The organism is Rhodanobacter sp. OR87 (genome assembly GCF_000473345.1).
GTDB lineage: Bacteria > Pseudomonadota > Gammaproteobacteria > Xanthomonadales > Rhodanobacteraceae > Rhodanobacter > Rhodanobacter denitrificans.
Window position 1 is genome coordinate 13023 of the sequence record NZ_AXBJ01000007.1, and the last position, 25019, is coordinate 38041.

Sequence of the window (25019 nt, forward strand, 5' to 3'; positions counted from 1 at the left end):
GGATTGCTCAGGGGAGTGGCAAGATGCGGCGAATCGTACGCAAGTGGGGGCGTCTGTGCGCTGTGGTCGTGTTCTGGCCCTGGCTGGCGGCGGCGCAACAGGTCGCTCCGGCCGCATCGGCCACGCCGCCGGCCAGTGCGGCCAGCGTAGCGCTACCCGACATTCCCTTTGCGGCCGCCGACGCCGCCGCGGTCAGCGTGCCCAGTGCTGCGGATGCCTGGGGTGGCGAGCGCAGCGGCAACGAGCCGACCCTGTCCGACCGTGTGGTGAGCTATCGCATCGACGCCACGCTTGACGCGGGGAAACATGTGGTAAGCGGCCAGCAGCACATGACCTGGCGCAACCGCAGCGACCGTCCGGTCAGCAAGGTCTACTTCCACCTGTACCTCAACGCGTTCCAGAACGAGGCCAGCACCTGGTTCGCCGAGCGCAAGGTGCTCACCGCGCACGGCAGTTCGCGTGGCGCGGCGGTGCTGAAGAAAGGCGAGTGGGGCTGGATCGAGCTGAAGCAGGTGAAGCAGGGCGACGCCGCGCTGAAATGGCGCTTCGTGCAGCCTGATGGCGGCCCGGCCACTGACCAGACCGTGGCGCAGGTCGAGCTGGCCGAGCCGGTGCCGGCCGGCGGCACGCTGACGCTGGACATCGATTTTCTGAGCCAGCTGCCGCGGGTGGTCGAGCGCACCGGCTGGTTCGGCGACTTCAACCTGGTGGCGCAGTGGTTCCCGAAGATCGGCGTGCTGGAACTGCCCGGCGAGCGCGGCGCCACCGCGCCGCGCTGGAACGTGCACGAGTTCCATTTCAACAGCGAGTTCTACGCCGACTTCGGCCTGTACGACGTACGCCTCACCGTGCCCGGCGACTACACCGTGGGCGCGGTCGGCAAGCTGCAGGGGCCGCCGGAGACGGCGAACGGCAAGAGCACCTACCACTTCGTGCAGGGCGACGTGCACGATTTCGCCTGGGTCGCCGCCAAGGGCTACAAGACGCTGGACGGCAGCTGGCAGGGGCCGGGCAGCCCGAAGGTCGACGTGCGGGTGATCTACCCCGCCGAATACGCGGCCAGCGCCGGGCCGGTGCTCAAGGCCACCACCGATTCGCTGACGTACTTTTCGAACTCGCTGGGCGCCTACCCGTACCAGACGGTGACGGCGGTGGTGCCGCCGTACAACGCGTCGGAGGCGGGCGGCATGGAGTATCCGACCTTCTTCACCGCCGATGGCTTCGCCAAGGTCGAGCCGGGCACGCTCACGCAGTACGCGATCGATTTCGTCACCATCCACGAGTTCGGCCACGGCTACTTCTACGGCCTGCTCGCTTCCAACGAATTCGAGGAGCCAATGCTCGACGAGGGCATGAACGAGTACTGGGACGGTCGCATGACGCGCGCCAGCGGCGAGAAGATCGTGCTGGCATCGGGCTGGATGAAGCGCCTCGGCATCACGCCGGCGATGACCGGCTTTGAAGCGGAGCGGCTCAGCGCCGGCCTGCATCAGCCGCCCGATCCGCTGGGCGCGAATGCATGGGATCGACTGTCCAGCAGCAGCTACGGCACGGTGTATTCGCGCACCGCCACTGCCATGCACGACCTGGAGGAGCGCCTGGGCACGCCGGTGCTGGAGCGCGCGATGCACGCGTACTACCGGCGCTGGCGTTTCCGCCATCCGTCGACGGCCGACCTGCGCGCCACCCTGGCCGAGGTCTCCGGCAACCCGCAGGCGGTCAACGAAATCTTCGACCAGTACGTCTACGGCACCGCGCAGATCGACGACCGGGTCGCCAGCATCGACGCCACCGAAGTGCTGCCGTTGGCCGGCAGCACGCTGAAGGACGGCAAGCGCAGCGAGCTCGACGACGATGCCCTCGACAAGCAGGTCGACGAACAGCGCAAGGCCTGGAACAAGGCCCATCCGAACGCGAAGCCGGGCAGCGGGCCGTTCCCGTGGCACAGCACCGTCACCGTGCGCCGTGACGGCGTGCCGGTGCCGCAGCTGCTGCGGGTGAAGTTCGCCGACGGCAGCAGCGAGGACGTGCACTGGAACGACGGCCGCCGCTGGGCCCGCTTCGATTTCACCCGGCCGTCCAAGGTGGTCGCAGCCACGCTCGATCCCGAGCAGAAGATCTACCTGGATGCGAACAAGCTCAACGACAGCCGGACGGCCAAGGCCGACGGCAGCGCCTCGCGCCGCTGGAGCGCGGACGCCGCGTCGCTGTTGCAGGTCTTCTACGCCTTGATGGGGTCACTGTGATGATGAACAGACACGCTTCCCGGCGGGTGGATCTCGGTGCCGTGGCACGCGCGCCGCTGGCCGCCATGCAGTGGCGCCTGCTGCTGCTGTGGACGCTGTTGCTGCTGCTGCCGACCGCGGTGGTCAGCCTGCCGCTATGGCGCAGCCTGAGCGGGCTGCTCGACCACTCCGTGCAGGCGCCGGCATGGGCTGCGCAGTTCAGTCCGGTGATGTTCGGCGACACCCTGTCGGCACTGCGCGACGATACCGGCTGGCTCAGCGGCGTGGCGATCCTCGGCCTGCTGCTGACCCTGTTGCTGACGCCGTTCCTCAACGGCATGTTGGTCGGCGGTGGACGCGCCAGCCGCGTGCTGGGTTTCGGCCACCTGCTCCAGTGCGGCATCGTCGAGTACGGCCGCATGTTCCGCCTGATGCTGTGGTCGATCGTGCCGTACGCGGTGATGGCGGCGCTGATCGGTGTGGCGTTGCACATGGCCGACGGAGTCGGCGACAAGGCGGTGCTGCAAGCGCAGGCCGACCGCGCGACGCACCTGGCCTTGTTCGTCGCTGGCGTGCTGTTCGTGCTGGCGCAGGCCATGGTGGAGTCGGGGCGGGCCGCGTTCATCGCGGACGGCAACCTGCGTTCGGCCACCCGCGCCTTCGGCCGTGGCTTCATGCAGCTGCTGCGGCGCCCGTTCAGCACGCTGCTCAGCTACGTGCTGATCAGTGTGATCGGTTATGCGGCGGCGCTGGCCCTCGGCGTGGGTCGCGTGCACACCCCGGTGCTCGGCACGACCGGCCTGCTGCTGGCGGTGCTGCTGACGCAACTGCTGGTGCTGGTGCTGGGCTGGGTGCGCGTGGCCCGGGTGTTCGCCCTGGCCGAAGTGGCGCGCTCGCTGTCGTCATCCCGGCGCGGCGGCTTGCCGCAGGCGCTGTAGGTCGTTCTTCACCGCCTTGCCGGCACCTGCCGGCGGGGCGCTGGGTCAGCCGTAGGCGCGGCGATGTTCGCGATGCGGCGGATAGTAGGCGAACACGTGGCTGTGGCTGCCGTAGAAGTCCATGTCCTCGATGTGTTCGCCGCCGAGCCGCTCGGCGACCCGGTCGGAGGCCTCGTTGCCGATCCGCACCAGGCTGATCACGCGCGGGGCGTGCAACTGGTTCCAGGCGAAATCGAGCACGGCGTTGCCCGCCTCGGTGGCGTAGCCGTGGTGGCGGTGCTCGGGCTTGAGCATCCAGCCCATTTCCAGGTCCGGCCAGCCGTCGGGATACATCAGGCCGGCGCGGCCGATGAACTCGCCGGTGGACTTGAGCTCCAGCGCCCACATGCCGAAGCCGCGCAGTTGCCAATGGCCCAGCAGCATCGCCAGCGAGCGCCAGGCATTGGTGCGGTCCAGCGGCTCGCCGTCGCCGATCCAGCGCGTGCTGTCCGGGTCGGCCAGCATCGCGGCGTAGTCGTCGAAATGGCGCTCGGTGAGCGCGGTGAGGCGCAGGCGCGCCGTTTCAAGGGTCGGGATATCGAACATCACGCTCAGCGGTGGGCGGCAGCCAGCAGTTCGGCCAGTACACGGGTGCTGTCGGCGAGGCTCTCCTGCCAGGTCAACCCGGTAATTGTCTCACCTGTGACCGAATCGACAAAATCCTCGGCCTGGCCGGGCGGCAGCAGGTGCCGGTAGTCCACCGTGATCTCGCTGCCGGCGGGCAGTTCGGCCAGCGCGAACACGAAACCCAGGTGCCACAGCCCGTTCGGCGTGAAGCTGTGGTTGATGTAGCACTCGTCCGGCCAGTCCGGCGACAGCGTGTAGTGATCCTCGAACCAGCGTGCGCTGGCGTGGAACTGCGCGCGGAGCTCAGGTGAGGCCATGATGTCGGCGTAGCGGAAGGTCTGCTCGATGCCATCCGGCGCGGTGATGATGCGCCCCGCCGCCACGGCTTCGTCGAGGAACAGGCCGTTGCCCGCACCGTGGATGGCAGAGGCGGCGATGTGGTAACGCGGCAGGATCATGGCGGCACGGCGACGGATTGGGCGCGCGAGTGTAGCGCAAGCGGCGCGGCCTGCCGTGGGTCGCGCCGCCCGGCTCCCGGCCGGCGGGAACCTTGGGCCGTGGCCTACTCCTCGGCGGCGGTCTCGGCCATGGCGGCCTTCTTGCTCCGCTGCGCTTTCTTGGCGGGGGCGTCCGCTCCGGCGGTGGCCGCGGCGGCGGAGCCATCGTCGGCGAGCAGGATGGCGGCGCGGTTGCGCTCGATGGTGGCCTTGCCGATGCCCTTGACGTGCTTGAGGTCGTCGGCCTTCTTGAACGGGCCGTGGGCTTCGCGCCAGGCCACGATGGCCTCGGCCTTGGCCTGGCCGATGCCGTCCAGCGACTTGGCGATGGCGGCCGCGTCGGCCTGGTTGATGTTGACCGGCGTGGCGGCCAGCAGTAGCCCGGGCAGGGCGAGGGCGAGCGCGAGGGTGGCAGCGACGAGTTTGTTGAACATGGCTTTTCTCCTTGGGCGATGGTGGTGGCGGCGTCCCGGGGCCGCCGGCGCACTATGGCGCCGCGGCGCCGGGACGCGCAGTGGGAGGCGCCAAGGGCCAGGCGTACGCGGTGGGAGCTTTCGCCTGTGGGCAGCTTCCGCTCGTGTGTCGGTGCACCGGAAGCGCGCTGTTACAATGCCGCTCTTGTCCGCCTGATGGAGTGAGCCATGGATACCGCCCGCCTTTCCCGCTACGTCAGCGGCCTGTGGGACGACGAGATCGTGCCGCAGCTGGTCGAATACATCCGTATTCCCAACAAGTCGCCGATGTTCGACAAGGACTGGGTGGCGCACGGCTACATGGATGCGGCGGTCAGGCTGATGGAAACCTGGGCGCGTTCCAAGCTGAGCCAACTGCCCGGCGCCACGCTGGAAGTGGTGCGGCTGGAAGGGCGCACGCCGCTCATCTATATCGAGGTACCGGGCCAGGGCGACGACACCGTCATGCTGTACGGCCACCTGGACAAGCAGCCGGAGATGACCGGCTGGGCCGACGGCCTGGGCCCGTGGACGCCGGTGCTCAAGGGCGACAAGCTGTACGGCCGCGGCGGCGCCGACGACGGTTATGCGATCTTCGGCTCGCTGGCGGCCTTGCTGGCGCTGCATGAGCAGGGCGTCCCGCATGCGCGCTGCGTGGTGATGATCGAGGCTTGCGAGGAATCAGGCAGCTACGACCTGCCGTTCTATGTCGACCACCTGGCCGCGCGCATCGGCAGCCCGTCGCTGGTGGTGTGCCTGGATTCGGGCTGCGGCAACTACGACCAGCTGTGGCTGACCACGTCCTTGCGCGGCATGACCGGCGGCAACCTCAGCGTGCAGGTGCTGGAAGAGGGCGTGCATTCGGGCGACGCGTCCGGCGTGGTGCCGTCGAGCTTCCGCATCCTGCGCGAGCTGCTGTCGCGGCTGGAGGATCCGGAAACCGGCACGATCAAGCCGAAGGAGCTGTACGTCGAGATCCCGCCGCAGCGCATCGAGCAGGCGAAGCTCTCGGCCGAGGTGCTGGGCGAGGACATCTACAGCAAGTTCCCCTGGGCCGAGGGCATGCAGCCGGTCACGAAAGACCTGGCCGAGCTGGTGCTCAACCGCACCTGGCGCCCGCAGCTGGCGGTCACCGGCATCGGCGGCATCCCGCCGCTGGAAAGCGCCGGCAACGTGCTGCGCCCGTTCACCGCGGTGAAGCTGAGCCTGCGCGTGCCGCCCACGCTGAACGGCGCCAAGGCCGGCGAGTTCGTCAAGCAATTGCTGGAGAAGGACCCGCCGTATGGCGCCAAGGTCAGCTTCACGCTGGAGAAGGACGGCTCGGGCTGGAACGCGCCGGCGCTGTCGCCGTGGCTGGAGCGGGCGGTGGCCGACGCTTCGCAGAACTATTTCGGCGCACCGGTCGCCTGCATGGGCGAGGGCGGCAGCATTCCGTTCATGGGCATGCTGGGCGAGAAATTCCCCAAGGCGCAGTTCCTGATCACCGGCGTGCTCGGCCCGCATTCCAACGCGCACGGCCCGAACGAGTTCCTGCACATCCCCACCGGCAAGAAGGTCAGCATGGTGGTGGCCGAAGTGGTGGCGAAGCACTTCAAGCAAGGCTGAGGGCGAGGAGTGAGTAGTGAAGAGTGAGAGATAGCCGCATCGCATGCCTCCGCTCCTCTCACTCCTCACTCCTCGTTTCTCACTCCTTGTTTTCCGCGCGGAGTCCGCAAGATGACCACCCCCTCCCACCTCGCCGCCAACTGGTCCGACATCCGCCGCCGGGTGGACGAGGCCTGCCGTGCCGCCGGCCGCGACCCGGCCGGGGTAGCCATCCTGCCGGTCAGCAAGACCTTCGGCCCGGAGCTGATCCGCGAGGGTGTGGCGCTGGGTATGCGCCGCTTCGGCGAGAACAAGGTGCAGGAGATCCGCGACAAGGCACCGCTGTTGGCCGACTGCGGCATCGCCTGGGTGATGATCGGCCACCTGCAGACCAACAAGGCGAAGGACGTGGCGCGGCTGGTCAGCGAGGTGCAGTCGCTGGACCGGCTGGAACTGGCCGAGGCGCTGGATCGCCGCCTGCAGCACGAGGGTCGCGCGATCGACGTGCTGGTGCAGGTGAAGACCTCCACCGAGCCCAGCAAATACGGACTGCTGCCTGAACAGCTGGCCAGCTTCCTGGACACCCTGCGCGGCTACGCCACCTTGCGCGTGCGCGGCCTGATGACCCTGGCGATCCACTCCACCGACCCGGTCGAAGTGCGCGGCTGCTTCCGCCGGCTGCGCGAACTGCGCGACCGGGCCATCGCGCAAGGCCATGACATCCCGCGGCTTTCCATGGGCATGAGCGGCGACTTTCCGCTCGCGATCGCGGAAGGGGCGACCGAGGTGCGGATCGGTACGGCGATCTTCGGCAGCCGGCCGTATCCGGACGCGTATTACTGGCCGGAACCGACAGCGAAGCCATAATTCAAGATGAATCAATGGCTTGGACGGAATGTGCGCGGTGTCGCCGTTTTTTGAAACGACAGGGTTCAGTTAACCTCGATCCAACATCTGGGCGTCCCCTTCTTGTTAAGTTCACCACTTCGTCACGTCGTCGGCTTCTGTCGGGCGGCCAATCCTGTGAACAACAAGGGATTTTCCCTGGCATGCCCATCAAGCCACTGACTGCCGCCGCCGCGCTCGTCTTCGTGTTGCTGGCATCCGGCCCGCTTCAAGCCAAGAGCCTCCCCGCTTCACCCGCCACCGGCAGCACGCCGGCCGCCACCCTCGATTCGCCCCTGCCGGTCCAGCTGCCGATCCTCGACCCGGCGACCGCGCTGGCGCGGTCGGTGCTCCCGGACGCCGCCTCGCTGCAGGCGCCGGCACAGCCGCTAGCCGATGCCGCGGACGAGCAGGACGCCGCCACGGCGGCGGCCAGCGCGAACATCACCGACCTGCGCAAGTCGCTGATCGCGATGGCGATGAAGCTGCGCGACACGCGCTACGTGCGGGGCGGTCGCGACCCGTCCACCGGTTTCGATTGCAGCGGCTTCGTCCGCTACGTGTTTGCCCACGCGGTCGGCATGCAGCTGCCGCGCAACTCCGCGTCGCAGTTCCTGGCCGGGCTCAAGGTCAATCGTGCCGACATGCAGCCGGGCGACCTGGTGTTCTTCCGCACGCATGGCAAGCGGCGCATTTCGCACGTGGGCATCTACATCTCGAATGGTCGCTTCATCCACTCGCCGGCCAGCGGCAAGTCGGTGGAGATCTCCAGCCTCAACGAGGGGTACTGGGCCAAGCGCTTCGCCGGCGCCAAGCGCCCGGAAGCGATGGCGCAGGTGGTCGACAAGGGCTGAACCTTGCCGGCGCCGGTGCCTCGCCAGGCCGCCGCAAGGCGGCTTTTTGCTGACCGCGGCGGATGAACCATCGCCGCCGGGCGCGGTCTGCCGGCGGTTGCGCCGTTATGCTGCTCCCTGATTCCACGGAAACCGCCCGATGCCTCTGGACCTGCCGCCTGTCACCCGCAACCTGCTGATTGCCAACGTGGCGGTGTTCTTCCTGCAGTTCGTGGCGGGCCAGTTCCTGCTGCTGCACTTCGCGCTGTGGCCGCTCGGCTCCGGCCTGTTCGAGGTATGGCAGATCGTCACCAGCGCGTTCATGCATGGCGGCGTCACCCACATCATGTTCAACATGCTCGCGCTGTACATGTTCGGCGGCACCATCGAGCGCACCTTTGGCGCGCGCGAGTTCACCGTCTACTACTTCGTCTGCGCGATCGTCGCCTCGCTGCTGCAGCTGGCGGTGCTGTGGTTCTTCCCACCGGCCCAGTACGGCCCCACGCTGGGCGCGTCCGGCGCGATCTTCGGCCTGCTGCTGGCGTTCGGCATGCTGTATCCGCACGAGAAGGTCATGCTGATCTTCCTGCCGATCCCGATGCCGGCGTGGTTGTTCGTGATCCTCTACGCCGCCGCCGAGCTGACCATGGGCGTGACCGGGATCGAGCCGGGCGTGGCCCACTTCGCCCATCTCGGCGGCATGCTCGGCGGCCTGGTGCTGATCCAGTACTGGCGCGGGCGGCTGCCGTGGAAACCGAGGCGCCGCCTGCTACGCTGAGCGCTTCCACGCCACGAATGCACCCATGACCCAGACCCTGCAGCGCCAGCTTACCCCGCGCCACATCACCTTCATGGCACTGGGCATGTGCATCGGCGCCGGTCTGTTCCTCGGCTCGGCCAGCACGATCCAGCTGGCCGGGCCGTCGCTGCTGTTCGCCTACCTGTTTGGCGGCACGATGATCTTCATCATCATGCGCGCGCTGGGCGAGATGGCCGCGCACGAGCCGATCGCCGGCTCGTTCAGCGCCTACGCGCACAAGTACCTCGGCCCGTTCGCCGGCTACCTCACCGGCTGGAACTACTGGATCCTGATGATGGGCGTGGGCATCGCCGAGAGCACGGCGGTCGGCATCTACATGAAGGCGTGGTTTCCGGCATCGCCGCAGTGGATCTGGGCGTTCGCCAGCGTGGCGATGATCGGCGGCCTGAACCTGATGGCGGTGAAGGTCTACGGCGAGCTGGAGTTCTGGTTCGCGCTGATCAAGGTGCTCACGGTGGTGGCGATGATCGCCGGCGGCTGCGCGATGATCTGGCTGGGCTGGGGCAACGGCGGCAAGCCGATCGGCCTCAGCAACCTGTGGACGCACGGCGGCTGGTTCCCGAACGGCATCACCGGCATGGTGCTGGCGCTGCCGGTGCTGGTGTTCTCCTTCGGCGGCATCGAGACGATCGGCATGGCTGCCGCCGAGGCGGCGCAGCCGGAGCGCACCATTCCGCGTGCGGTGAACTCGGTGATCTGGCGCATCCTGATCTTCTACATCGGCTCGCTGTTCGTGATCATGGCGATCTACCCGTGGAACGCACTGGGCACGCAGGGCAGTCCGTTCGTCACCACGTTCGCCAGGCTGGGCATTCCGCAGGCGGCGGGGCTGATCAACTTCGTGGTGATCACCGCGGCGCTGTCCAGCTTCAACTCAACGATGTTCAGCGGCAGCCGCATGCTGCACAGCCTGGCCACGAAGGGGCAGGCGCCGATGGCGATGGGGCGGCTGAGTGCGCAGGGCGTGCCGGTGCGCGGGGTGCTGGTGACGCTGGTGTTCCTGCTGTTCGGCGTACTGATGAACTACCTGGTGCCGGGGCGCATCTTCGGCATGATGATGTCGATCCTCGCCTTCAACACGGTGTGGACCTGGGGCATGGTGCTGGTGGCGCACTGGCGCTTCCGCCGCCAGCAGCCGGTGCCGCTGGCCTTCCGGTTGCGCTGGTTTCCGCTGAGCAGCGTGGTCTGCCTGGCGTTTCTGGCGTTCGTGCTGGTGATGCTCGGCTACAGCGCGGACACCCGCGTGGCACTGTACGTGGGCGTGATCTGGCTGGCGCTGCTGACGGTGGGCTACCGCGTGGGCGGCATCGAGCAGCGCATGCGCATGGCGTCGGCTTGAGCTGAGGGGTGCCGCGGCCTTCTCCGCACACCGGGGCGGGGTGGGCCTCAGCGCAACGCCAGGAAGTCCGCGCTGACCACGAAACGCACCGCATCCAGCCGCAGCCGCGATTGCGGCAGCGCGGCCAGCAGGGCGGCGCGCTCGGCGGCGATGGCGGCGATCTCCGCTTCGCTGACCGACGGGTTCACCGCACGCAGCGCCAGCAGGCGCGAGAGCTCGGCGTCCAGCGCCGCGGTGGCCAGCGCCACCGCCTCGTCGATGCGCGCCTGGCCGCGCGTGCCGGCCAGCGCCTCGGCGCGCTCCAGCATCGGCGGCACCAGCTTGGCCAGGAACTTGCGGTAGCGCGGTACCTCGATGTTGCGGTCGCCGGCCTTGCGCAGCGCGACCTCGCTGGGTGCGAAGTCGGCGCGCTCGGCCAGCCGGGTGTCGACGGTGACCGCGATCGGCAGCACCGGCAGGAAACGTTCGGCGTCGAGTTTCCGCTCGGCCACGCATTCGAGCAGGAACACCGCCTGCAGCAGCGCGGTGCGCGGCGGCAGCACGTCGTCGACCATGAAGGCGGCGTTGCCCTGTTCGCCCGACAGGGCCAGGTCCAGCGCGCCGGCGACCAGCGGGTGGTCCAGCCGCAGCAGCGGCAGTTCCTCGCGCGCCAGCGCCACCTCGCGCGCGAAGGTCACCGACTGCGGACCCTCGGCGAAGCCGGGCAGGGCGTCGGTGGACAGGTATTGCGGGTCGAGCAGCAGCACCTGGCCGCCGAGTTCCTCGGCGTGGATGCCGAACGCCTCCAGCAGGCGCTGCACGAAGGCATCGCGGCCGGGGTCGCGGTCTTCGCGGGCGAACGCCTGCTGCAGCTCGTCGGCGTGCAGGTCGCGGCTGGCGGCCAGCTCCAGCAGGCGGTCGCGGCCACCGCGGATCAGCGCGGCCATCTGCTCGTGGCTGGCGCGGGTCTCGGCCAGCAGCGCGTCCAGTTCCTGGTCGCGGTTGTCGTCGTCGCGCGCATGCTCGTCGGCCAGCCGGGTCAGCGGCTCGCCGTAGCGGCGCAGCAGCTCGCGGCCGTCGGCCGGGCTCGAGCGGAACGCGTCGACGCCCTCGTCGTACCAGCGCGCCAGCACGTGCTGGGCGCTGTCGGCCACGGCCAGGATGTGGATCGCGATGTCGTGCTGCTGGCCGATGCGGTCGAGCCGGCCGATGCGCTGTTCGAGCAAGTCCGGGTCCAACGGCAGATCCCACAGCACCAGCCGGTGCGCGAACTGGAAGTTGCGCCCTTCCGAGCCGATCTCCGAGCACAGCAGCAAGCGTGCGCCGTCGGGCTGGGCGAAATACGCGGCGTTGCGGTCGCGCTGCACGATGCCGAGGCCTTCGTGGAAACGTGCCACGCCGACGCCGCTCCTGGTGCGCAGCGCTTCCTCCAGCGCCAGCACCTTGGCCTGGCTGCGGCAGATCAGCAGGAACTTGTCCTGCGGGTGGGCGTCGAGCAGGGTGACCAGCGCATCCAGGCGCGGGTCGGCGGCGTAATCGACCTCGATCAGCGCGGGCGGCTGCTGGATGTCGGCGTGGAATTCGGCCAGCAGCGCCTGGCGTGCGCTGTCGTCGAGCGTCGTCATCGGCAGCAGGTGCCATTCGGGTCGGCGCTGCGGGAAGCCGCCGACGCCGGCGCGGTTGTTGCGGAACATCGCGCGGCCGGTGCCATGGCGGTCGATCAGCGCGGCCAGCAGTTCGCGCGCGTTGTCCGCTTTGGTCGGGTCGGCCAGCCGGGCGGTGAGCGCCTGGTCGCCATGGAAGGCCTCGGCCAGCGCGGCGCGCTGCGCGTCGTCCAGCGGCTGGCCGTCCTGCAGGCGGTCGGCGATCTTCGACAGCGCCAGGTAGCTGTCCGCTTCGGCCAGATAGCCGTCCAGGTCGTGGTAGCGCTGTGGGTCGAGCAGGCGCAGACGGGCGAAGTGGCCGCTGCGGCCGAGCTGTTCCGGGGTGGCGGTGAGCAGGACCACGCCGGGAATCGCCGCGGCCAGTTGCTCCACCATCGTGTAGCGCGGGCTGGCCGCTTCCGGCGACCACGCCAGGTGATGCGCCTCGTCCACCACCAGCAGGTCCCACGGCGCGTCCAGCAGCTGCCGCGCGTACTTCGGCGAACTTTCCAGGAAGCCGAAGTCGGCGATCACCAGTTGCTCGTCCTCGAACGGGTTGTCGGCGTCGCCGGATTGTTCCAGTGCTTCGCAGCGTTCCTCGTCGTAGATCGCGAAGCTGAGGTTGAAGCGGCGCAGCATCTCCACGAACCACTGATACACCAGCGTGTCGGGCAGCAGCAGCAGCACGCGCGAAGCACGACCGGCGGCGAGCTGACGCGCGATGATCATGCCCGCCTCGATGGTCTTGCCCAGTCCGACCTCGTCGGCCAGCAGCACTCGCGGCGGGCGACGGGCAGCGGCGATGCCGGCCACGCGCAACTGGTGCGGTACCAGTCCGATCCGCGCGGCGCACAGCCCCCACATCGGCGAACGGCGTGCCTCGGCACGTCGCTTCAGCCCTTCCAGACGCAGCTCGAACTGCGCCACCGCGTCGGTGCGCCCGCCTATCAGGCGGTCGTCGGCCTGGCTCACGCTCTGCTCGTCGTCGAGCTGGCCCTCGTGCAGTTCGCGGCCTTCGCCGCGGTAGATCAGCAGCTCGTCCTTGATCTCGACGCGCTCGACCAGGAACGCAATGCCCTTGCCGGCGACGCGCTGGCCGGCGCGGAACTCGGCGCGCAGCAGCGGCGCCGAATCGACCGCATACGGGCGCAGCACCCCGGCCTTGGCGAACAGCACCTGTACGCCGCGTCCCTCGACGCGCAGCACGGTGCCGAGGCCTAGCTCGGGTTCGGCGGAGGAGATCCAGCGTTGACCAGGGACGAACATGGGGCGACCGTGCGGCATCAAGGGCCGCCGATTATCCGCTCCACGGCCCGCGCTGGGAACCGCCGCGGCGCGGCCGCGCGCGGTTTCGGGGTGCCGCGCGGCGGCCAGCCGTCGGCATCGGTGCCGCCTGGCCCCGGCATGCGCAGGCGACGGAAAGAAAAACGCCGCGCAGTGGCGCGGCGTTTCCGGGCTGGCGAGCTGGCCGCCACGGCGGATGCCGTGGCGGCCGCGGACTCACCAGATCTTCACTTGCTTGTCGTCGGCACGCACCATGGCGTCGCCCGGCTTGCACTGGAACGCACTGGCGAAGGTCGGCATGTTCGACGGCGCGCCCATCGCGCGGAACTTCATCGGCGAGTGCGGATCGGCGTTCAGATAGACCATCTGCGCCTTCTCGCGGATGTCGCCGCGCCACACGCGGGCCCAGTTGAGGAAGAAGCGCTGGTCCTCGCTGTAGCCCTCGATCTTCTTGCCGGCTTCGGCCGGGTTCTTCTTCAGCGCGGTCTGCAGCGCGTCATAGGCGATGTTCAGGCCGCCCAGGTCGGCGATGTTCTCGCCCAGGGTCAGCGTGCCGTTGACGTGCAGTTCGGGGTGGTCGGCCAGCGGCGCGTAGGCGTTGAACTGGTCGACCAGCTTGCCGGTGCGCGCCTCGAACTGCTTCTTGTCGGCGTCGGTCCACCAGTTGACGTTGTTGCCGTCGCCGTCGAACTGGCTGCCCTGGTCGTCGAAGCCGTGGCTGGCTTCGTGGCCGATCACCGCGCCGATGCCGCCGTAGTTGATCGCGTCGTCGGCCTTGGCGTCGAAGAACGGCGGCTGCAGGATCGCGGCCGGGAAGTTGATCGTGTTGTCGGTCGGGTTGTAGTAGGCGTTGACCGTCTGCGGGGTCATGCCCCATTCCTTGCGGTCGGTCGGCTTGCCGATCTTGGCGATGTCGTACTCGTAGTTGAACTTGCTGGCCGCCTGCATGTTGGCGTAGTAGCCGTCCTTGCTGATGCTCAGGCCGTCCCAGCTGCGCCAGGTTTCCGGGTAGCCGATCTTGGGCAGGAACTTGGACCACTTGTCCAGCGCCTTGGCCTTGGTCTCCTCGCTCATCCAGTCCAGGTTCTGGATGCGCGTCTTCAGCGCGTCGCGCACGTTGGTGACCAGCTCTTCCGCGCGGGCCTTGGCCTCGGGGGTGAAGTACTTGGCCACGTAAAGCTGGCCCAGCGCCTGGCCCATCGCGCCGTTGACCGCGTTCAGCGAACGCTTCCACTGCGGCTGCTGTTCCGGCTGGCCGCGCAGGGTCTTGCCGTAGAAATCGAACTGCGCGTCCACGAACGGCTCGGACAGGGCGGTGGCGGCGTTGGAGATGGTGTGCGCCTTCAGGTAGGCCTTCCATTCGTCCATCGGCGCGCTGGCGACCAGCTTGTCGAACTCGGCGAAGAACTTCGGCTGCGACAGCGAGAAGCCCTTCTCGACGGTGACGCCCTGCCCAGTGAAGAACGCATTCCAGTCGAAGTGCGGGGTGACCTTGTTCGCCTCGGCGACGGTCGCGAAGTGGTACTGGTTCTCCGGCTTGCGCATTTCCACCCGCGGGATGGAGTGCTGCGCCAGGTCGGTCTCGAACTTCATCGCCAGCGCGGCCTGCTTGCTTGCGTCGGCGGCGCTGCTGCCGGTCATCTCGAACAGCTTGGCCAGGTACTTGACGTAGCTGTCGCGGATGTCCTTGTACTTCGCGTCGGTGTAGTAATCGGTGGTGGGCAGGCCCAGCCCGCTCTGCTCGGTGTAGGCGATCTGCACCTTGGCGTCCTTGTAGTCGGCGCCCGAGCCGAAGGCGAACACCGCGCCGTCACCCTTGGCGAAGGACTGGCTCAGCCATGCCGGCAGGTCCTTGTTCGACTTCAGCGCGTCGATGCCGGCGAGGTCGGCCTTGATCGGATCGAAGCTGGCCTTGTTGCGTGCGTCCATGTCCATGCTGGCGTGGTACAGCCAGCCGATCTTCTGCTCGATCGAACCGGCCTTGGCGCTGTCGGCGTTCTTTACCGCGTCGTCCACCAGCTGGTGCTGGTCGGCCAGGCTCTTTTCGTGCAGCAGGCTGAAGGCGCCCCACACGGTCTGGTCGGCCGGGATCGGGTTGGCCTTGACCCACTTGGCGTTGACGAAGCCGTTGAAGTCCTGGCACGCCTGCGCGCCGTCGCCCAGCTCGCTGACGTCGAAGATGCTCTTGCCGAGGTCGGCGGCGGCGGTGGTGCCGGCGGCGGCCGGCGCGGTGCTGGCCGGAGCCGGCGCGTTGCTGGCTGCCTCGTGCTTGCCGCAGGCGGTCAACGCCAGGCTGACGGCCAGCGCCAGCGCCAGCGGCTTCAGAAACTGCTTGGTCATGGATATCCCTCTGTGAATGGTGGGTGGTGTCATCAGGCCGCGTCGTCGGGTCCCCCCCTCGCAACGCGGACGTGGCCGTTCACGCTAGGCCAAACGTCATGGGGGGCACAGTGTCAAAGGTCAGGGTTGCGACGGACTGGAAGCGGTTGCCGAGGGCGCCAGTTGCCGCCACGCCGCCGCGTCCAGCCGCAGCACCGGGTAGGCGCCCACGTTTTGCGCGGCGTACCACGGCGAGCGCTCGAAGAAGTACATCAGCCGGGCGCGGCTGTCGGCGGCGAAGGCGGGGTCGTCGTGCAGCTTCTGCGCGAACGTGGCCTTGAGCGCCGGGTCCCGCGCCAGCATGTCGCGCGCCAGCTGTTCGACCACGCGCGGCTCGCCGTATTCCTTGGCCTCGAACACCGCGTCCAGAAAGCCCCAGCGCAGCAGCGAGTCCGGCGCCTGCGGCTCCAGCAGCTCGATCGCCACGTTCGCCGCGCGCTGGTCCAGCGGCACGATCGCCGAGCCGGCCGGCAGGGTCACCTCGCGCGGCACCGCGCGCAGGCGGAAGTCGCGCAGCATCAGGTGGCCCTCGAACGGCTTGCTCGCCCACACCGGATCGTCGAGCTGGTAGCCCTCGGCGCGGATCGTCAGCGGGCGCGCGGTGCGCCGGTAGGCGATGCCGTGCGCGTCGAGCCGCTCGATCACCGCCGTCCACGGCGCCGGCACCGCGTAGGCGGCCGGCGGCGCGATCGAGACGCCCGGCAGCAGGCCGTTCCAGTTGTCGATGGTGTAGCGCTTCGGCGTGCGCGGGTCGTAGCGGATCCACTCGCTGCCGGAAATGTCGCTGTGGCTCAGCGTGAAGGCGTAACCCTTCAGCTCGAACCTCGTCGGTTGCGGATCGGGCTCGAAACTCAGCGCCACCCGCGCGTTCGCGTCATGGGCGCGGGCGATGGTGGCGGCATCCGCCTGTGCGGTGGCGGCGAGCAGGGCGGCCGGGTGCGCGCCGACCTGTTCCAGCAGCAGCTCGACCAGGTCGTACACGGCGCGCACGCGGTTCGCGTACGGCTTCAGCATGTGCGTCTCGATCAGCAGCGCGGGGCGGTTCTGCAGCGCCGCGTAGCCGGTGGAGAAGCGCGGGCCGGAACCGAAATTGATGATGCCCTTGCGTGGGTCGCGGCCGTCCTTGAACTCCAGGTAGATCGAGGCGAGGTGGCCGCGCTTCTCGTACGCCGGCATCACGTGCTTGACGATGGCGTCGCGCTGCCACGCGCTCAGCGCGGGGTCGAGCTTGTGCGGGTCTTCGGTGTACCAGGTGAGGTCGTACTGGTAGTCGGCGCCGTCGGTGGTGTGCACGTCGATCAGGAAGTCCGGCAGCCAGCGCTGCCACAGCTTCAGCCATGCGCGCATTTCCGGCGCGTCGGCCTTCACGTAGTCGCGGTTGAGGTTGAGGTACTGCGCCTGGCCGCGGAAGCCCATGCGCTCCGGGCCGTTCTGGTTGATGCGGTGGTACGGCGAAGCATTCTCGTGGCCGTCCACGTTGAACACCGGGATGTAGACCAGCACCACCTGGTCGAGCAGGTGCGGGACCTTGCCGGTGACCGCGATATCGCGCAGCAGCATCAGCCCGGCGTCCTTGCCCTCGATCTCGCCGGGGTGGATGCCGGCCTGCAGCAGCACGACGGGTTTGTGCGCGGCGCGCGCGGCGGCCGGATCGAAGGTGCCGTCGGCGCTGGCGATCACCACCGTCATCGGTCGCCCTTGCGGCGTGCTGCCGAAGGTCTCCAGCCGGATCACGCCCGGCGCGGCCCGCTGCAGCCGCTGCAGGTACGCGAGCGTGTCGGCGTAGCTCGGCGTGGTGCGGAACTGCGCGGCCTCGGCCGGGGTGGTCCAGTCGGCGGCGCTTGCCGCAAAGGCGGCGAGCCCGAGCAGGGCAGACAACAGCAATCGGTGCATGGCGAGTCTCGGCTTGCTGCAGGAGCGCGCTTGCGCGCGAAGCTTTCCGGGGGTCGACGAAGAGCATCGCGCGCGAGCGCGCCCCTACGGGTTTTCGGCAGGCAGGCGGTGCGAGGCGGGCAACGTGTCCGGCGCCACCGCGCCGCCGGAGATGATGAACGCCATCGCCTGGTCCATGGTCCAGTCGGTCGGCGTGAGTTCGTCCAGCGGCACCACTTCCAGATAGCCGCCGGTGGGGTTCGGCGTAGTCGGGATGAACACCGCCGCCATCTCGCGGCCGCTGCCTTCCTCGATCATCACCCGGGTGACGAAGCCGACCACCGTCATGCCGCGACGCGGAAACTCCACCAGCACCACGCGCTGCACGCCGGACGGCTTGTTCTGCAGCACCGCCATCAGCTTCTTGGTGCCGCCGTAGATCGTCTGCACCAGCGGAATGCGCGCCAGCAGGGCGTCGAAGGCATTGAGGAAACGCTGGCCGATCACCCGGTTCGCCACGAAGCCAAGCAGGTACAGCGCGACCAGGGTGATCAGCAGCGCCAGTATGAAAACCAGCCATTCCACCTTGAGCGATTCGGCCGTATGCGGCGCCACCAGCGCCAGGCCGTTCAGCAGTGCAGCGACCATCGGCGCGCCGATGCCGGCCAGCAGCCCCAGCACGAACTTGAACACCAGCCAGGTCACCCACAGCGGCAGGAAGGTGAGCAGGCCGGTCAGCAGGTAGCGTTTGAAGCGCAGGCGGGGCATGGGGGTCCGGGGCGTGGGGGTTTCCCGGCATTGTAGGCCAGGCCTGCGGCGGGCTGTTTCCTGTTCTTTCCGGCTGGCCTGAAAAGAGGGCAGTTGAAACGCGGAAGCACGACAACACTTGTGTTGTGCGCAACACGAATGTTGTTATGCTGCGTGCGTGCCGACAAGGAAGAGGCCGATGAAGTACAGCGAGTTCCAGCGGTGGCTCAGGCAGCAGGGAGTGAGCTTCGAGCCCGGCAAGGGCAGCCACCAGCTGGCGCGCTACAGAGGCCGGACTTCCGTCTTTCCCTTCCACGGATCGAAAGAGATGCCCGAGCCGCTGCGCAAGAAGATCCTGAAGGACCTGGGTCTTTGAGTATTCGCGACACCACAGGATCAGGAGCCACGATGAAATTCCCCGTCAAGCTGACCCGTGCCGATAGCGTGGTGATGGTGACCTGTCCGGACCTGCCGGAGTTTTCCAGCGTCGGCGACACCGAGGGCGAGGCTCTGCGCGAAGCCGTCGACGGCATCGAAACCACACTGCAGGCGTACATGCAGGACCGGCGTGACATTCCGCCGCCGGGCGCGCGCAAGCGCGGCCAGCGGCTGGTGGAGCTGCCGCCGCTGGCGGTGGCCAAGCTCGGTCTGTACCGGGCCATGCGCGAACAGGGGTTGCGCAAGGCTGACCTGGCCCGCCGGCTCGACGTGCATCTGCCCCAGGTCGACCGCCTGCTCGACCTGCGCCACAGCTCGAAGCTGGAACAGGTGGAGGCGGCGCTCAACGCGTTGGGCTACCGGATCGAACTGGCGGTGCTGGCGGCGTAGGGCGGTGCCGCCCGCCGGCCTTTGCCCTGCGGTGTCGTGCCCGGAGCGGCGGATTGCCGCTCACACATACCGCACCGCTCCCCGCAAACGCGCCGTCGGTGTCGAGCTTTTCGCCCAGCATGCGCAGGTGGTTGAACTCGTGGGTGATGCTCTCGGCTGCCTGCAGCGCGGGAGAGCTTCAGAGCCAGGAGCTTTCGTCAGCCTGCGACAGCGTCAGCCACACCAGACGCGAGAGGGCCTGCGTTGCCTCAACTCGGGCATCCATGCCCTCGCCATGGCCCGCACTCGGTGTGCAACCGCTGCGCGGTTGCAGGAGCAGGAGAGCGGAGCGCGCCAAAAAGCGACGGCGCAGCACGGCCTGATGTGGTGTATGTAGACGTCATCAAAGGTTGATGAAATAAATCTCCGACGCGCTGCAGTCAGCGCACTCGCGATAGAACTGATCGCCCGCTTTTCGCAGTCGCGGCTTGTGGCCCGGTTGACAGGTGAACTTGATCGCGGTGTTGGCATTGCATGCCGCGCATTTGAAGTAATACCCGTATTTGCCGTACTCGATGCGGCCATCAACACTCTGACAACCCTTGCATCGCGGCCCGCTGCTTGAAGACAGCGTCGCCGGCGCAACGGCGGGGGCCACGCCATACGGTGCTGTCGGGGGTTCGCCGATTTTTTCGGAGCGGCCGTGTGCAGTTGCCGGGTTACCCACCGATGCCGTTGCTCCCGGCGTGGGCTGCATGTTGCCTGGTCGATGCAGTCTGGCCAGTTGCTGCGCCACATCGCGCACCGTATCCGAAGACACGATTTTTGCGACGGTCTTCGCGATGCCAACCAGCCCGTTCTCGTTGTCGATGTCGCGTGAGATTCGCTCGCGCAGTTGATCGGCTTTGATCACTCGGCTGGCGTCAAACTTTTTGGGTCGGTCAATACGTGCGGTCGGCGACACCAGCACCAGCGATTGAAAGGCGAGTTGGATACGTATGCCCAAGCGGGTAGGCAGATCTATCGCCTTCATCGCATCGCGCAGTACGGCGATATGCCGGTCGTTCTGCTCCAGCGGCGATGGCATCCCCTCGAAGGTGTGCTTGAAGCCGTTCCAGCGCATGAACTCGCCGTCCTCGGTGATCTTGACGCCGTCGCGAAAGTGCTTTGTCTCCAGCACATAGCACTCCATCCAGCGGTTGATCAGCAGATGGTCGATTTGCGCCACGCGGCCGTCGTACTCGATGCGAAGGTCATGGATCACCGTCCAGTTGGTCGATGACCCGAAATGGAAATCGATCAGGTAAGCCGACTCGGTCTCGCCCTTCATGCCTGCGCGGCGGATCGCGAGCTCCTTCTTTGCATGTATCGCCGCGTCCCCGCGGCCCGTCATGGTCAACCGTTCAAGTTCTGCCAGTTCTTCGCTGTGGTCGTCGGCTTTCTTGATCAACATGGGGTTTTACCCTCCTTGGCGGCTTGGGGTGGCCGCGTGCGTGCGCACGGGGCCTCAGATTATTCACACATACCGCAGCCGCTCCACCGCAAACGCGCCGTCGGTGTCGAGCCTCTCGCCCAGCTTGCGCAGGTGGTTGAAGGTGGCTTGCCCGCGTTCGCGGCCGACCATGAAGACCGGGCCGTAGTCGGTGTGGCGGGCGGTGGCTTTTTCCACTTCTTCGGTCTTGCCCCAGAACTGGTTGCCTTTGACTTCCAGCAGGGCGATGCCGCCGGGCGTTTCGCGCTCGGCCAGGCTCACCACGAAGTCGGGATAGAAGCCGTCGCCGTCGTCCCAGCGGTACAGGCCCAGCGCGTCGGGGTATCGGTAGTCCGAAGCGTTGCGGTGCCACCAGCGCACCAGCGGGCTGTCGTCCAGCAGCCGGGCCACGGCCTGCTCGTCGTCGTTCAGGCCCGCAGGCATCACGCCGTACAGCGCGCGTCGCGCGCTGGGCAGGCGCAAATCACTTTGCAGTTCGGCCCGCAGCGGCGCGTCCACGTCGACGACCTGATCGTGTCGCGCGCGCTTGTAGGCGGCGGCCAGCAAGGTCGGGTGGCGCACCAGCACGAAGTCCAGTTGCTGCATCAGGGTCTCGTCGTCGGCCGGTGCCTCGGCACCGGCCAGTTCGATCGCGCGGCGGAAGCGCTCCAGCAAGCGCAGATGCAACTCGCGGTCGTTGGACTCCTTCAGCCGCAGCCGGATCTGCTCGGCGCGTTCGGCCACGGCTTCGGGGGCGAGGTCGGCAAACAGATCCTTGCCGTCGTCGCCGACGTGGTTGCCCTGGAACAGATCGCGCTCGTCGCGGCTGACCCGCTCGCGCGTGCGGGTGCGGCTGTTCAGCACCTCGCCGCTGAAGTCCACGAAGTCGACCAGCCGCGCCTCGAAGTCGGACGGCGCCGGCGGCAGCCGTTCGCTGCGCAGCACGCTCGGGGCATCCGGCCGGCGCGGGTAGCGGTGCACGCTGGCGCGGGCCAGGGTCAGCAGCGGCCGCTGCGCATCCGGCGTCGCCGCCGGGGCGGTGCCGGCGACGCCGGCCAGTTGCAGCAGGTCGTGCGCTGCCGGCACCCACAGTTCGCGTTCGCCGCCGGCCACGTCGCCGCCGGTGGCGTCGGCGTTTTGTACCGATCCTTCCGGCGTCGGCGCGGCCTGCGTCTGCACGCCCTGCGGCGACACCAGCAGCGCCAGCGGCTCGCCGCTGCGCGCCACCTGCACCTGCGCCGTGTCGCCGATCACCGTGATGACGGTCTGCGTGCCTGTCTCAGGTGCGTGCGTGGTCAGCGCGTTGATCTGCGCGCCAGCGTCGAGCAGGCCTTCCTGCGACTCGGCGTTGGCGAGGAACACGTAGCCCTGGCTCAGCATCTCCGGCAGGTCGTCGCGTTCCTGCAGCAGCGCGTGCCGGCGCACGATGCGGCCGATCACCTGCACGCCGAACGCCTTGTCGCGCGCACCGCGCAGCGCGGCGAGGGTGAACGCACGCGGCGCATCGAAGCCCAGCGCCACCGCCATCTTGAAGATCAGCACCTCGACGGTCGGGTCGCTGGCCAGCGCGATCAGGTCCGGGTCGGGTTCCGCGGCGGTGTGCACGCGCACGGCGCTGTCGGCAAAGCCGAGCACGTCGACCAGGTAGCGATGCGCGTCCTTCTGTGCCTGCACGCCGTCGGGCACCTGCACCAGCATCAGCGGCGTCAGCGCGATGCCGGCCGTGCGCAGCGTGTGGTGGATGTGCCGGTGCATCGCCGCGCATTCGCGCAGCGCCAGGTGCTCGAAGTCGATCAGCTGCGCTGCATCGCCGTCGCGCGCCAGGAAGCGCACGATGCGCACGCCGCGCTTGAGCAGGCCCGCTTCCACGGCGGCGTGACGGCTCACCGAGGCCCAGTCGGCCGGCTCGCCGATGCGGTAGCCGGTGTCGCGCTCGAACGCCAGCGCGTCCGCATCGCGCGGGGTGGCGGTCATCATCAGCGTGTAGTCCGGCTTCAGCACCTCGCTGAAGAAGGCGCGCGCCTGCGCAGCCTTGTGGAAACCGTGGTGCGCCTCGTCCACCACGCAGCCGATGCGCACGCCATCCAAGCGCGCCTGCACGATCAGCGCATCCAGCGATTGGCCGTCGTCGCCCTTGCTGCGCGCGCGCCGACTCTCCGCGTTGCGCGCGGCCACCGAGCCCCAGGTGGTGACGAACACGCCGCCGCCGTCCACCGCGCCCAGCCGGCGGTCGCTGTCCAGATCCAGCAGGCGCAGCGACGGCGCGTGTGCGGCGATTACCGCGCGCGACTGCTCCACCAGCCCGGCGAACGGCGCAAACCAGAACCACAGTACGCGCCGCTCGCGGCTGAAACGCGCCAGCGCCTCGATCGCGATGATCGTCTTGCCGGCGCCGGTCGGTGCCTGCAGCACCACCGCGCCGTCGCGCTGGCGTACTTCGTCCACCACGGCGCTGTCGCCCAGGCGCGGGTCGTCGTACAGCGCGCGCACGTTGTCGAAGCGGGCCACGATGCCCGCGCACACTTCTTCCTGGAAGGGTTTGAGATTCAACGGCATGTCAGCGTCCAAAGCGTGCGCGCAGGGCTTGCGGAATGGGTTGCCAGTCGGCGTCCGGCGCCAGTTCGCGCACGCGCTCGGGTGACCAGCAGTAGATGGTGGGGCGGGCTTTTATTGAAGAGTGCGGCGACGGATCGCCGCCCTTTGACGTTTGCGCGCAGGGATGCGCGCACGGGTATGCCGCCAGCCAGTCGCGCAGGTGCGCGACGTGCGCCTCGCGGAAGTCGGCCAGATAGGCCAGCGCGCCGTCGGCGGCAAAGCCGATGTTTGGCCACGGCGACAGCGCGTGATCGTGCAGCAACTGCAGCGCGTGCCACACCTCGGCGTGCTCCAGCTTCACGCTCAGCCGGTGCGGTGCGATGCGCCGCGCGCGCAGGTAGGCGAAGCTGCCGCTTAAGCCCGCCACCGCTTCGCCCTTGGCATTGGTATAGCCGCCCATCACCCGGCGCACGCGCTCGGCGCAGACGTCGCGGCACAGGTTCTTGTCTGGCTGCTCGTCGGTGGCCTCGGTGCTGGAGACCAGGATGAAGCGTCGCTCGCCGCCGTCTTCGGCGTTGAGCTTGGCCACCGCCTGCGCCAGCGTGCCGGAGCCGGCGAAGAAGTCGAGGATGGTGTCGCCCGGATTGCTGGCGATGCGCAGGATGCGTTCCATCAACTGCACCGGCTTGGGGGTGGAGAACACCTCGCCGGACGACTCGAAACGCAGCACGTCGAGGAGCTGCTTCTTGGCATCTTGCGTATGACCCACTTCGCCGTAGGTCCAAAGCGTTTGCGGGACAACGCCCTGCTTTACTTCGGAGAGGAAGCGTTTGATAGCCGGAACGTTGTCGCCGTTCTTCCCCCACCAAATTCGATTGTCTACATCTAGTTCCGCAAATTTTTCCCGCGATACACGCCAGTACATCCCAGAGGGCGGTGCATTTATAAGGCGCCCGGAAGGACACTCGATCGAATAGGTTCCAGCGCCGTAGTAGTTGCGTGCAGACAAGTCGCTTGGCTTCCAAGGTCCCCTTGGATCGTTGTCCGGATTCTTGTAGGCCCTGTCTTGTGCCGCGTTGCGTGGAACCGGGTTCGGATGCCATTGATTCCGGTTGCGCGCATAGACCATCACGTATTCGTGATCGTCGGAGAAATGCTGCGCAGTGTTCTTGGGCGAATACACCTTCTGCCAGATCACATTGGCGATGAAGTTCCCCTCGCCAAACACCTCATCCATCAGCATCCCCAGCCGGAACAGCTCGTTGTCGTCGATGCTGACGAAGATCACGCCGTCGTCGGCGAGCAGGTCCTTGGCCAGGCGCAGGCGCTTGTACATGAACTCCAGCCACAGCGAGTGGCGGAAGCGGTGGCTCTTGTCGACGAAGCGGTCGTTGTAGACGAAGTCGCGGTTGCCGGTGTTGTACGGCGGGTCGATGTAGATGCAGCGGATCTTGCCGGCGTGGCTCATGCGCAGGGCGCGCAGGGCGTCGTAGTTGTCGCCCTCGATGATCAGGTTGCGCCAGGGCGCGTCGCCGTGGCTGAGCGCAGAGTCGAGGTCCAGCGCCACGTAGTCATCGTTGATCGCGGTGTCGGGGTCGATGTCATCCCTTTCCCACACCAGGCCGAGTTGACGCTCGGTGTCGCGACGGGTCAGCAGGCGTACCAGCGCGTCCTTGCCCAGGTGGTCATAGCGGGATGGCTGCGGCATCGCGCCGGGTTGGTTCGATGCCTTCGTTTTGTCTGGCGTCGCGGGTGACGGTGTTGGAGCCTCGACGCGATGTTCGGCGGCCTGCTCGGCCACGCGCGAGGTGAACAGGCCATGCTGCGGGTCACTGGAACCTGGCTGCCATTCCTCGGGAGTGGCGCGGTCGCGCAGGTCGGCACGCAACCCGTCGCTACAGCCGGACAGAAATGTTTCCCAGTCATGTGCCGATTTCAGGGTGGTCGGTGCGGCGGAGCCATGGATCAGCACGGCGGCCTTGCCGGCGCGCACAAGGCGCAGGACGTTCAGCACGGTGCCGGGGCTCTTGCCATCCCAGATCATCAGACCGAAGTCGGCAGCCTGGGCCATTTCGCGATCCTTGGCGGCATAGAACTGGAAGCCCTTGGCGGTCTTCGGCGGC

At 68.0% G+C, this 25019-nt stretch carries 19 protein-coding genes; 9 read left to right on the forward strand and 10 right to left on the reverse strand.

Translation table 11 applies throughout. The annotated features are described in order from the left end of the window. The first annotated feature begins 23 nt into the window (after positions 1-23). Complete coding sequence (locus tag RHOOR87_RS0108210; RefSeq protein ID WP_043795440.1) at positions 24-2246, forward strand: M1 family metallopeptidase; 2223 nt, start codon at positions 24-26, stop codon at positions 2244-2246. Beyond that, positions 2246-3163 carry a hypothetical protein gene (locus RHOOR87_RS0108215; RefSeq protein ID WP_027484757.1) on the forward strand — a complete coding sequence of 306 codons (918 nt, stop codon included), beginning with the start codon at positions 2246-2248 and terminating at the stop codon, positions 3161-3163. The genes RHOOR87_RS0108210 and RHOOR87_RS0108215 overlap by 1 nt, the downstream gene beginning before the upstream one ends. A 45-nt stretch (positions 3164-3208) precedes the next feature. On the opposite strand, the gene RHOOR87_RS0108220 is transcribed toward RHOOR87_RS0108215, so the two are convergent. The 3 genes from RHOOR87_RS0108220 to RHOOR87_RS0108230 form a co-directional block, all read right to left on the reverse strand. Further along, positions 3209-3748 (reverse strand): GNAT family N-acetyltransferase, encoded by a 540-nt coding sequence (locus RHOOR87_RS0108220; RefSeq protein WP_007513306.1) that lies wholly within the window; start codon positions 3746-3748, stop codon positions 3209-3211. 5 nt (positions 3749-3753) lie between these two features. Continuing rightward, entirely contained in the window at positions 3754-4227 is a 474-nt protein-coding gene (locus tag RHOOR87_RS0108225) for an SET domain-containing protein (RefSeq protein WP_007513303.1), read from the reverse strand. A 104-nt stretch (positions 4228-4331) separates the two neighbouring features. Next, positions 4332-4700: a helix-hairpin-helix domain-containing protein gene (locus RHOOR87_RS0108230; protein ID WP_027484758.1), complete on the reverse strand. Its 369-nt coding sequence runs from the start codon at positions 4698-4700 to the stop codon at positions 4332-4334. 207 nt (positions 4701-4907) lie between these two features. Here RHOOR87_RS0108230 and RHOOR87_RS0108235 point away from each other — a divergent pair, with 207 nt between their 5' ends. The 5 genes from RHOOR87_RS0108235 (at position 4908) to RHOOR87_RS0108255 (ending at position 10179) form a co-directional block, all read left to right on the forward strand. Then, positions 4908-6323, forward strand: coding sequence for a M20 family metallopeptidase (locus RHOOR87_RS0108235; RefSeq protein ID WP_007513300.1), 1416 nt, complete (start codon positions 4908-4910; stop codon positions 6321-6323). Between the two features lie 111 nt (positions 6324-6434). After that, positions 6435-7169, forward strand: coding sequence for a YggS family pyridoxal phosphate-dependent enzyme (locus RHOOR87_RS0108240; RefSeq protein ID WP_007513298.1), 735 nt, complete (start codon positions 6435-6437; stop codon positions 7167-7169). Between the two features lie 182 nt (positions 7170-7351). Further along, positions 7352-8041 carry a C40 family peptidase gene (locus tag RHOOR87_RS0108245; RefSeq protein WP_007513296.1) on the forward strand — a complete coding sequence of 230 codons (690 nt, stop codon included), beginning with the start codon at positions 7352-7354 and terminating at the stop codon, positions 8039-8041. A gap of 139 nt (positions 8042-8180) precedes the next feature. Then, positions 8181-8798, forward strand: coding sequence for a rhomboid family intramembrane serine protease (locus RHOOR87_RS0108250; protein WP_007513294.1), 618 nt, complete (start codon positions 8181-8183; stop codon positions 8796-8798). Positions 8799-8823: 25 nt separating this feature from the next. Beyond that, positions 8824-10179: an amino acid permease gene (locus RHOOR87_RS0108255; protein ID WP_015447150.1), complete on the forward strand. Its 1356-nt coding sequence runs from the start codon at positions 8824-8826 to the stop codon at positions 10177-10179. A gap of 47 nt (positions 10180-10226) precedes the next feature. Here RHOOR87_RS0108255 and rapA read toward each other — a convergent pair whose 3' ends face one another. The 4 genes from rapA to RHOOR87_RS0108275 all read right to left on the reverse strand — a co-directional run bounded on the left by rapA (position 10227) and on the right by RHOOR87_RS0108275 (position 18104). Next, entirely contained in the window at positions 10227-13067 is a 2841-nt protein-coding gene (gene rapA / locus RHOOR87_RS0108260) for an RNA polymerase-associated protein RapA (protein ID WP_027484759.1), read from the reverse strand. Between the two features lie 234 nt (positions 13068-13301). Further along, a complete protein-coding gene (locus RHOOR87_RS0108265) occupies positions 13302-15425 on the reverse strand; it encodes a M13-type metalloendopeptidase (RefSeq protein WP_027484760.1) in 2124 nt (707 codons plus the stop codon). Between the two features lie 120 nt (positions 15426-15545). Beyond that, positions 15546-17357: a M14 family metallopeptidase gene (locus RHOOR87_RS0108270; protein ID WP_027484761.1), complete on the reverse strand. Its 1812-nt coding sequence runs from the start codon at positions 17355-17357 to the stop codon at positions 15546-15548. An 84-nt stretch (positions 17358-17441) separates the two neighbouring features. Then, positions 17442-18104: a DUF502 domain-containing protein gene (locus RHOOR87_RS0108275; RefSeq protein WP_027484762.1), complete on the reverse strand. Its 663-nt coding sequence runs from the start codon at positions 18102-18104 to the stop codon at positions 17442-17444. Positions 18105-18282: 178 nt separating this feature from the next. Between RHOOR87_RS0108275 and RHOOR87_RS0108280 the strand changes: the two genes are divergently transcribed. Next, positions 18283-18459 (forward strand): type II toxin-antitoxin system HicA family toxin, encoded by a 177-nt coding sequence (locus RHOOR87_RS0108280; RefSeq protein ID WP_007513282.1) that lies wholly within the window; start codon positions 18283-18285, stop codon positions 18457-18459. 32 nt (positions 18460-18491) lie between these two features. Beyond that, positions 18492-18911, forward strand: a complete 420-nt coding sequence (locus tag RHOOR87_RS0108285) for a type II toxin-antitoxin system HicB family antitoxin (protein WP_027484763.1) — start codon at positions 18492-18494, stop codon at positions 18909-18911. A 382-nt stretch (positions 18912-19293) separates the two neighbouring features. On the opposite strand, the gene RHOOR87_RS0108290 is transcribed toward RHOOR87_RS0108285, so the two are convergent. From RHOOR87_RS0108290 to RHOOR87_RS19105, 3 genes are all read right to left on the reverse strand, one after another. Continuing rightward, a complete protein-coding gene (locus RHOOR87_RS0108290) occupies positions 19294-20343 on the reverse strand; it encodes a nuclease-related domain-containing protein (protein ID WP_027484764.1) in 1050 nt (349 codons plus the stop codon). Between the two features lie 63 nt (positions 20344-20406). Beyond that, positions 20407-22917, reverse strand: a complete 2511-nt coding sequence (locus tag RHOOR87_RS0108295; RefSeq protein ID WP_027484765.1) for a DEAD/DEAH box helicase family protein — start codon at positions 22915-22917, stop codon at positions 20407-20409. 1 nt (position 22918) lies between these two features. Continuing rightward, complete coding sequence (locus tag RHOOR87_RS19105; protein ID WP_027484766.1) at positions 22919-24604, reverse strand: site-specific DNA-methyltransferase; 1686 nt, start codon at positions 24602-24604, stop codon at positions 22919-22921. Positions 24605-25019 lie beyond the last annotated feature (415 nt).

Coding starts and splice junctions, on each gene's coding strand:
- RHOOR87_RS0108215 (WP_027484757.1), top strand. CDS start 2,246: ATGATGAACAGACACGCTTCCCGGCGGGTGGATCTCGGTGCCGTGGCA.
- RHOOR87_RS0108280 (WP_007513282.1), top strand. CDS start 18,283: ATGAAGTACAGCGAGTTCCAGCGGTGGCTCAGGCAGCAGGGAGTGAGC.
- RHOOR87_RS0108275 (WP_027484762.1), bottom strand. CDS start 18,104: ATGCCCCGCCTGCGCTTCAAACGCTACCTGCTGACCGGCCTGCTCACC.
- RHOOR87_RS0108220 (WP_007513306.1), bottom strand. CDS start 3,748: ATGTTCGATATCCCGACCCTTGAAACGGCGCGCCTGCGCCTCACCGCG.
- RHOOR87_RS0108245 (WP_007513296.1), top strand. CDS start 7,352: ATGCCCATCAAGCCACTGACTGCCGCCGCCGCGCTCGTCTTCGTGTTG.
- RHOOR87_RS0108210 (WP_043795440.1), top strand. CDS start 24: ATGCGGCGAATCGTACGCAAGTGGGGGCGTCTGTGCGCTGTGGTCGTG.
- RHOOR87_RS0108285 (WP_027484763.1), top strand. CDS start 18,492: ATGAAATTCCCCGTCAAGCTGACCCGTGCCGATAGCGTGGTGATGGTG.
- RHOOR87_RS19105 (WP_027484766.1), bottom strand. CDS start 24,604: ATGCCGCAGCCATCCCGCTATGACCACCTGGGCAAGGACGCGCTGGTA.
- RHOOR87_RS0108255 (WP_015447150.1), top strand. CDS start 8,824: ATGACCCAGACCCTGCAGCGCCAGCTTACCCCGCGCCACATCACCTTC.
- RHOOR87_RS0108225 (WP_007513303.1), bottom strand. CDS start 4,227: ATGATCCTGCCGCGTTACCACATCGCCGCCTCTGCCATCCACGGTGCG.
- RHOOR87_RS0108270 (WP_027484761.1), bottom strand. CDS start 17,357: ATGCACCGATTGCTGTTGTCTGCCCTGCTCGGGCTCGCCGCCTTTGCG.
- RHOOR87_RS0108235 (WP_007513300.1), top strand. CDS start 4,908: ATGGATACCGCCCGCCTTTCCCGCTACGTCAGCGGCCTGTGGGACGAC.
- RHOOR87_RS0108265 (WP_027484760.1), bottom strand. CDS start 15,425: ATGACCAAGCAGTTTCTGAAGCCGCTGGCGCTGGCGCTGGCCGTCAGC.
- RHOOR87_RS0108290 (WP_027484764.1), bottom strand. CDS start 20,343: ATGTTGATCAAGAAAGCCGACGACCACAGCGAAGAACTGGCAGAACTT.
- RHOOR87_RS0108240 (WP_007513298.1), top strand. CDS start 6,435: ATGACCACCCCCTCCCACCTCGCCGCCAACTGGTCCGACATCCGCCGC.
- RHOOR87_RS0108250 (WP_007513294.1), top strand. CDS start 8,181: ATGCCTCTGGACCTGCCGCCTGTCACCCGCAACCTGCTGATTGCCAAC.
- RHOOR87_RS0108230 (WP_027484758.1), bottom strand. CDS start 4,700: ATGTTCAACAAACTCGTCGCTGCCACCCTCGCGCTCGCCCTCGCCCTG.
- RHOOR87_RS0108295 (WP_027484765.1), bottom strand. CDS start 22,917: ATGCCGTTGAATCTCAAACCCTTCCAGGAAGAAGTGTGCGCGGGCATC.
- rapA (WP_027484759.1), bottom strand. CDS start 13,067: ATGTTCGTCCCTGGTCAACGCTGGATCTCCTCCGCCGAACCCGAGCTA.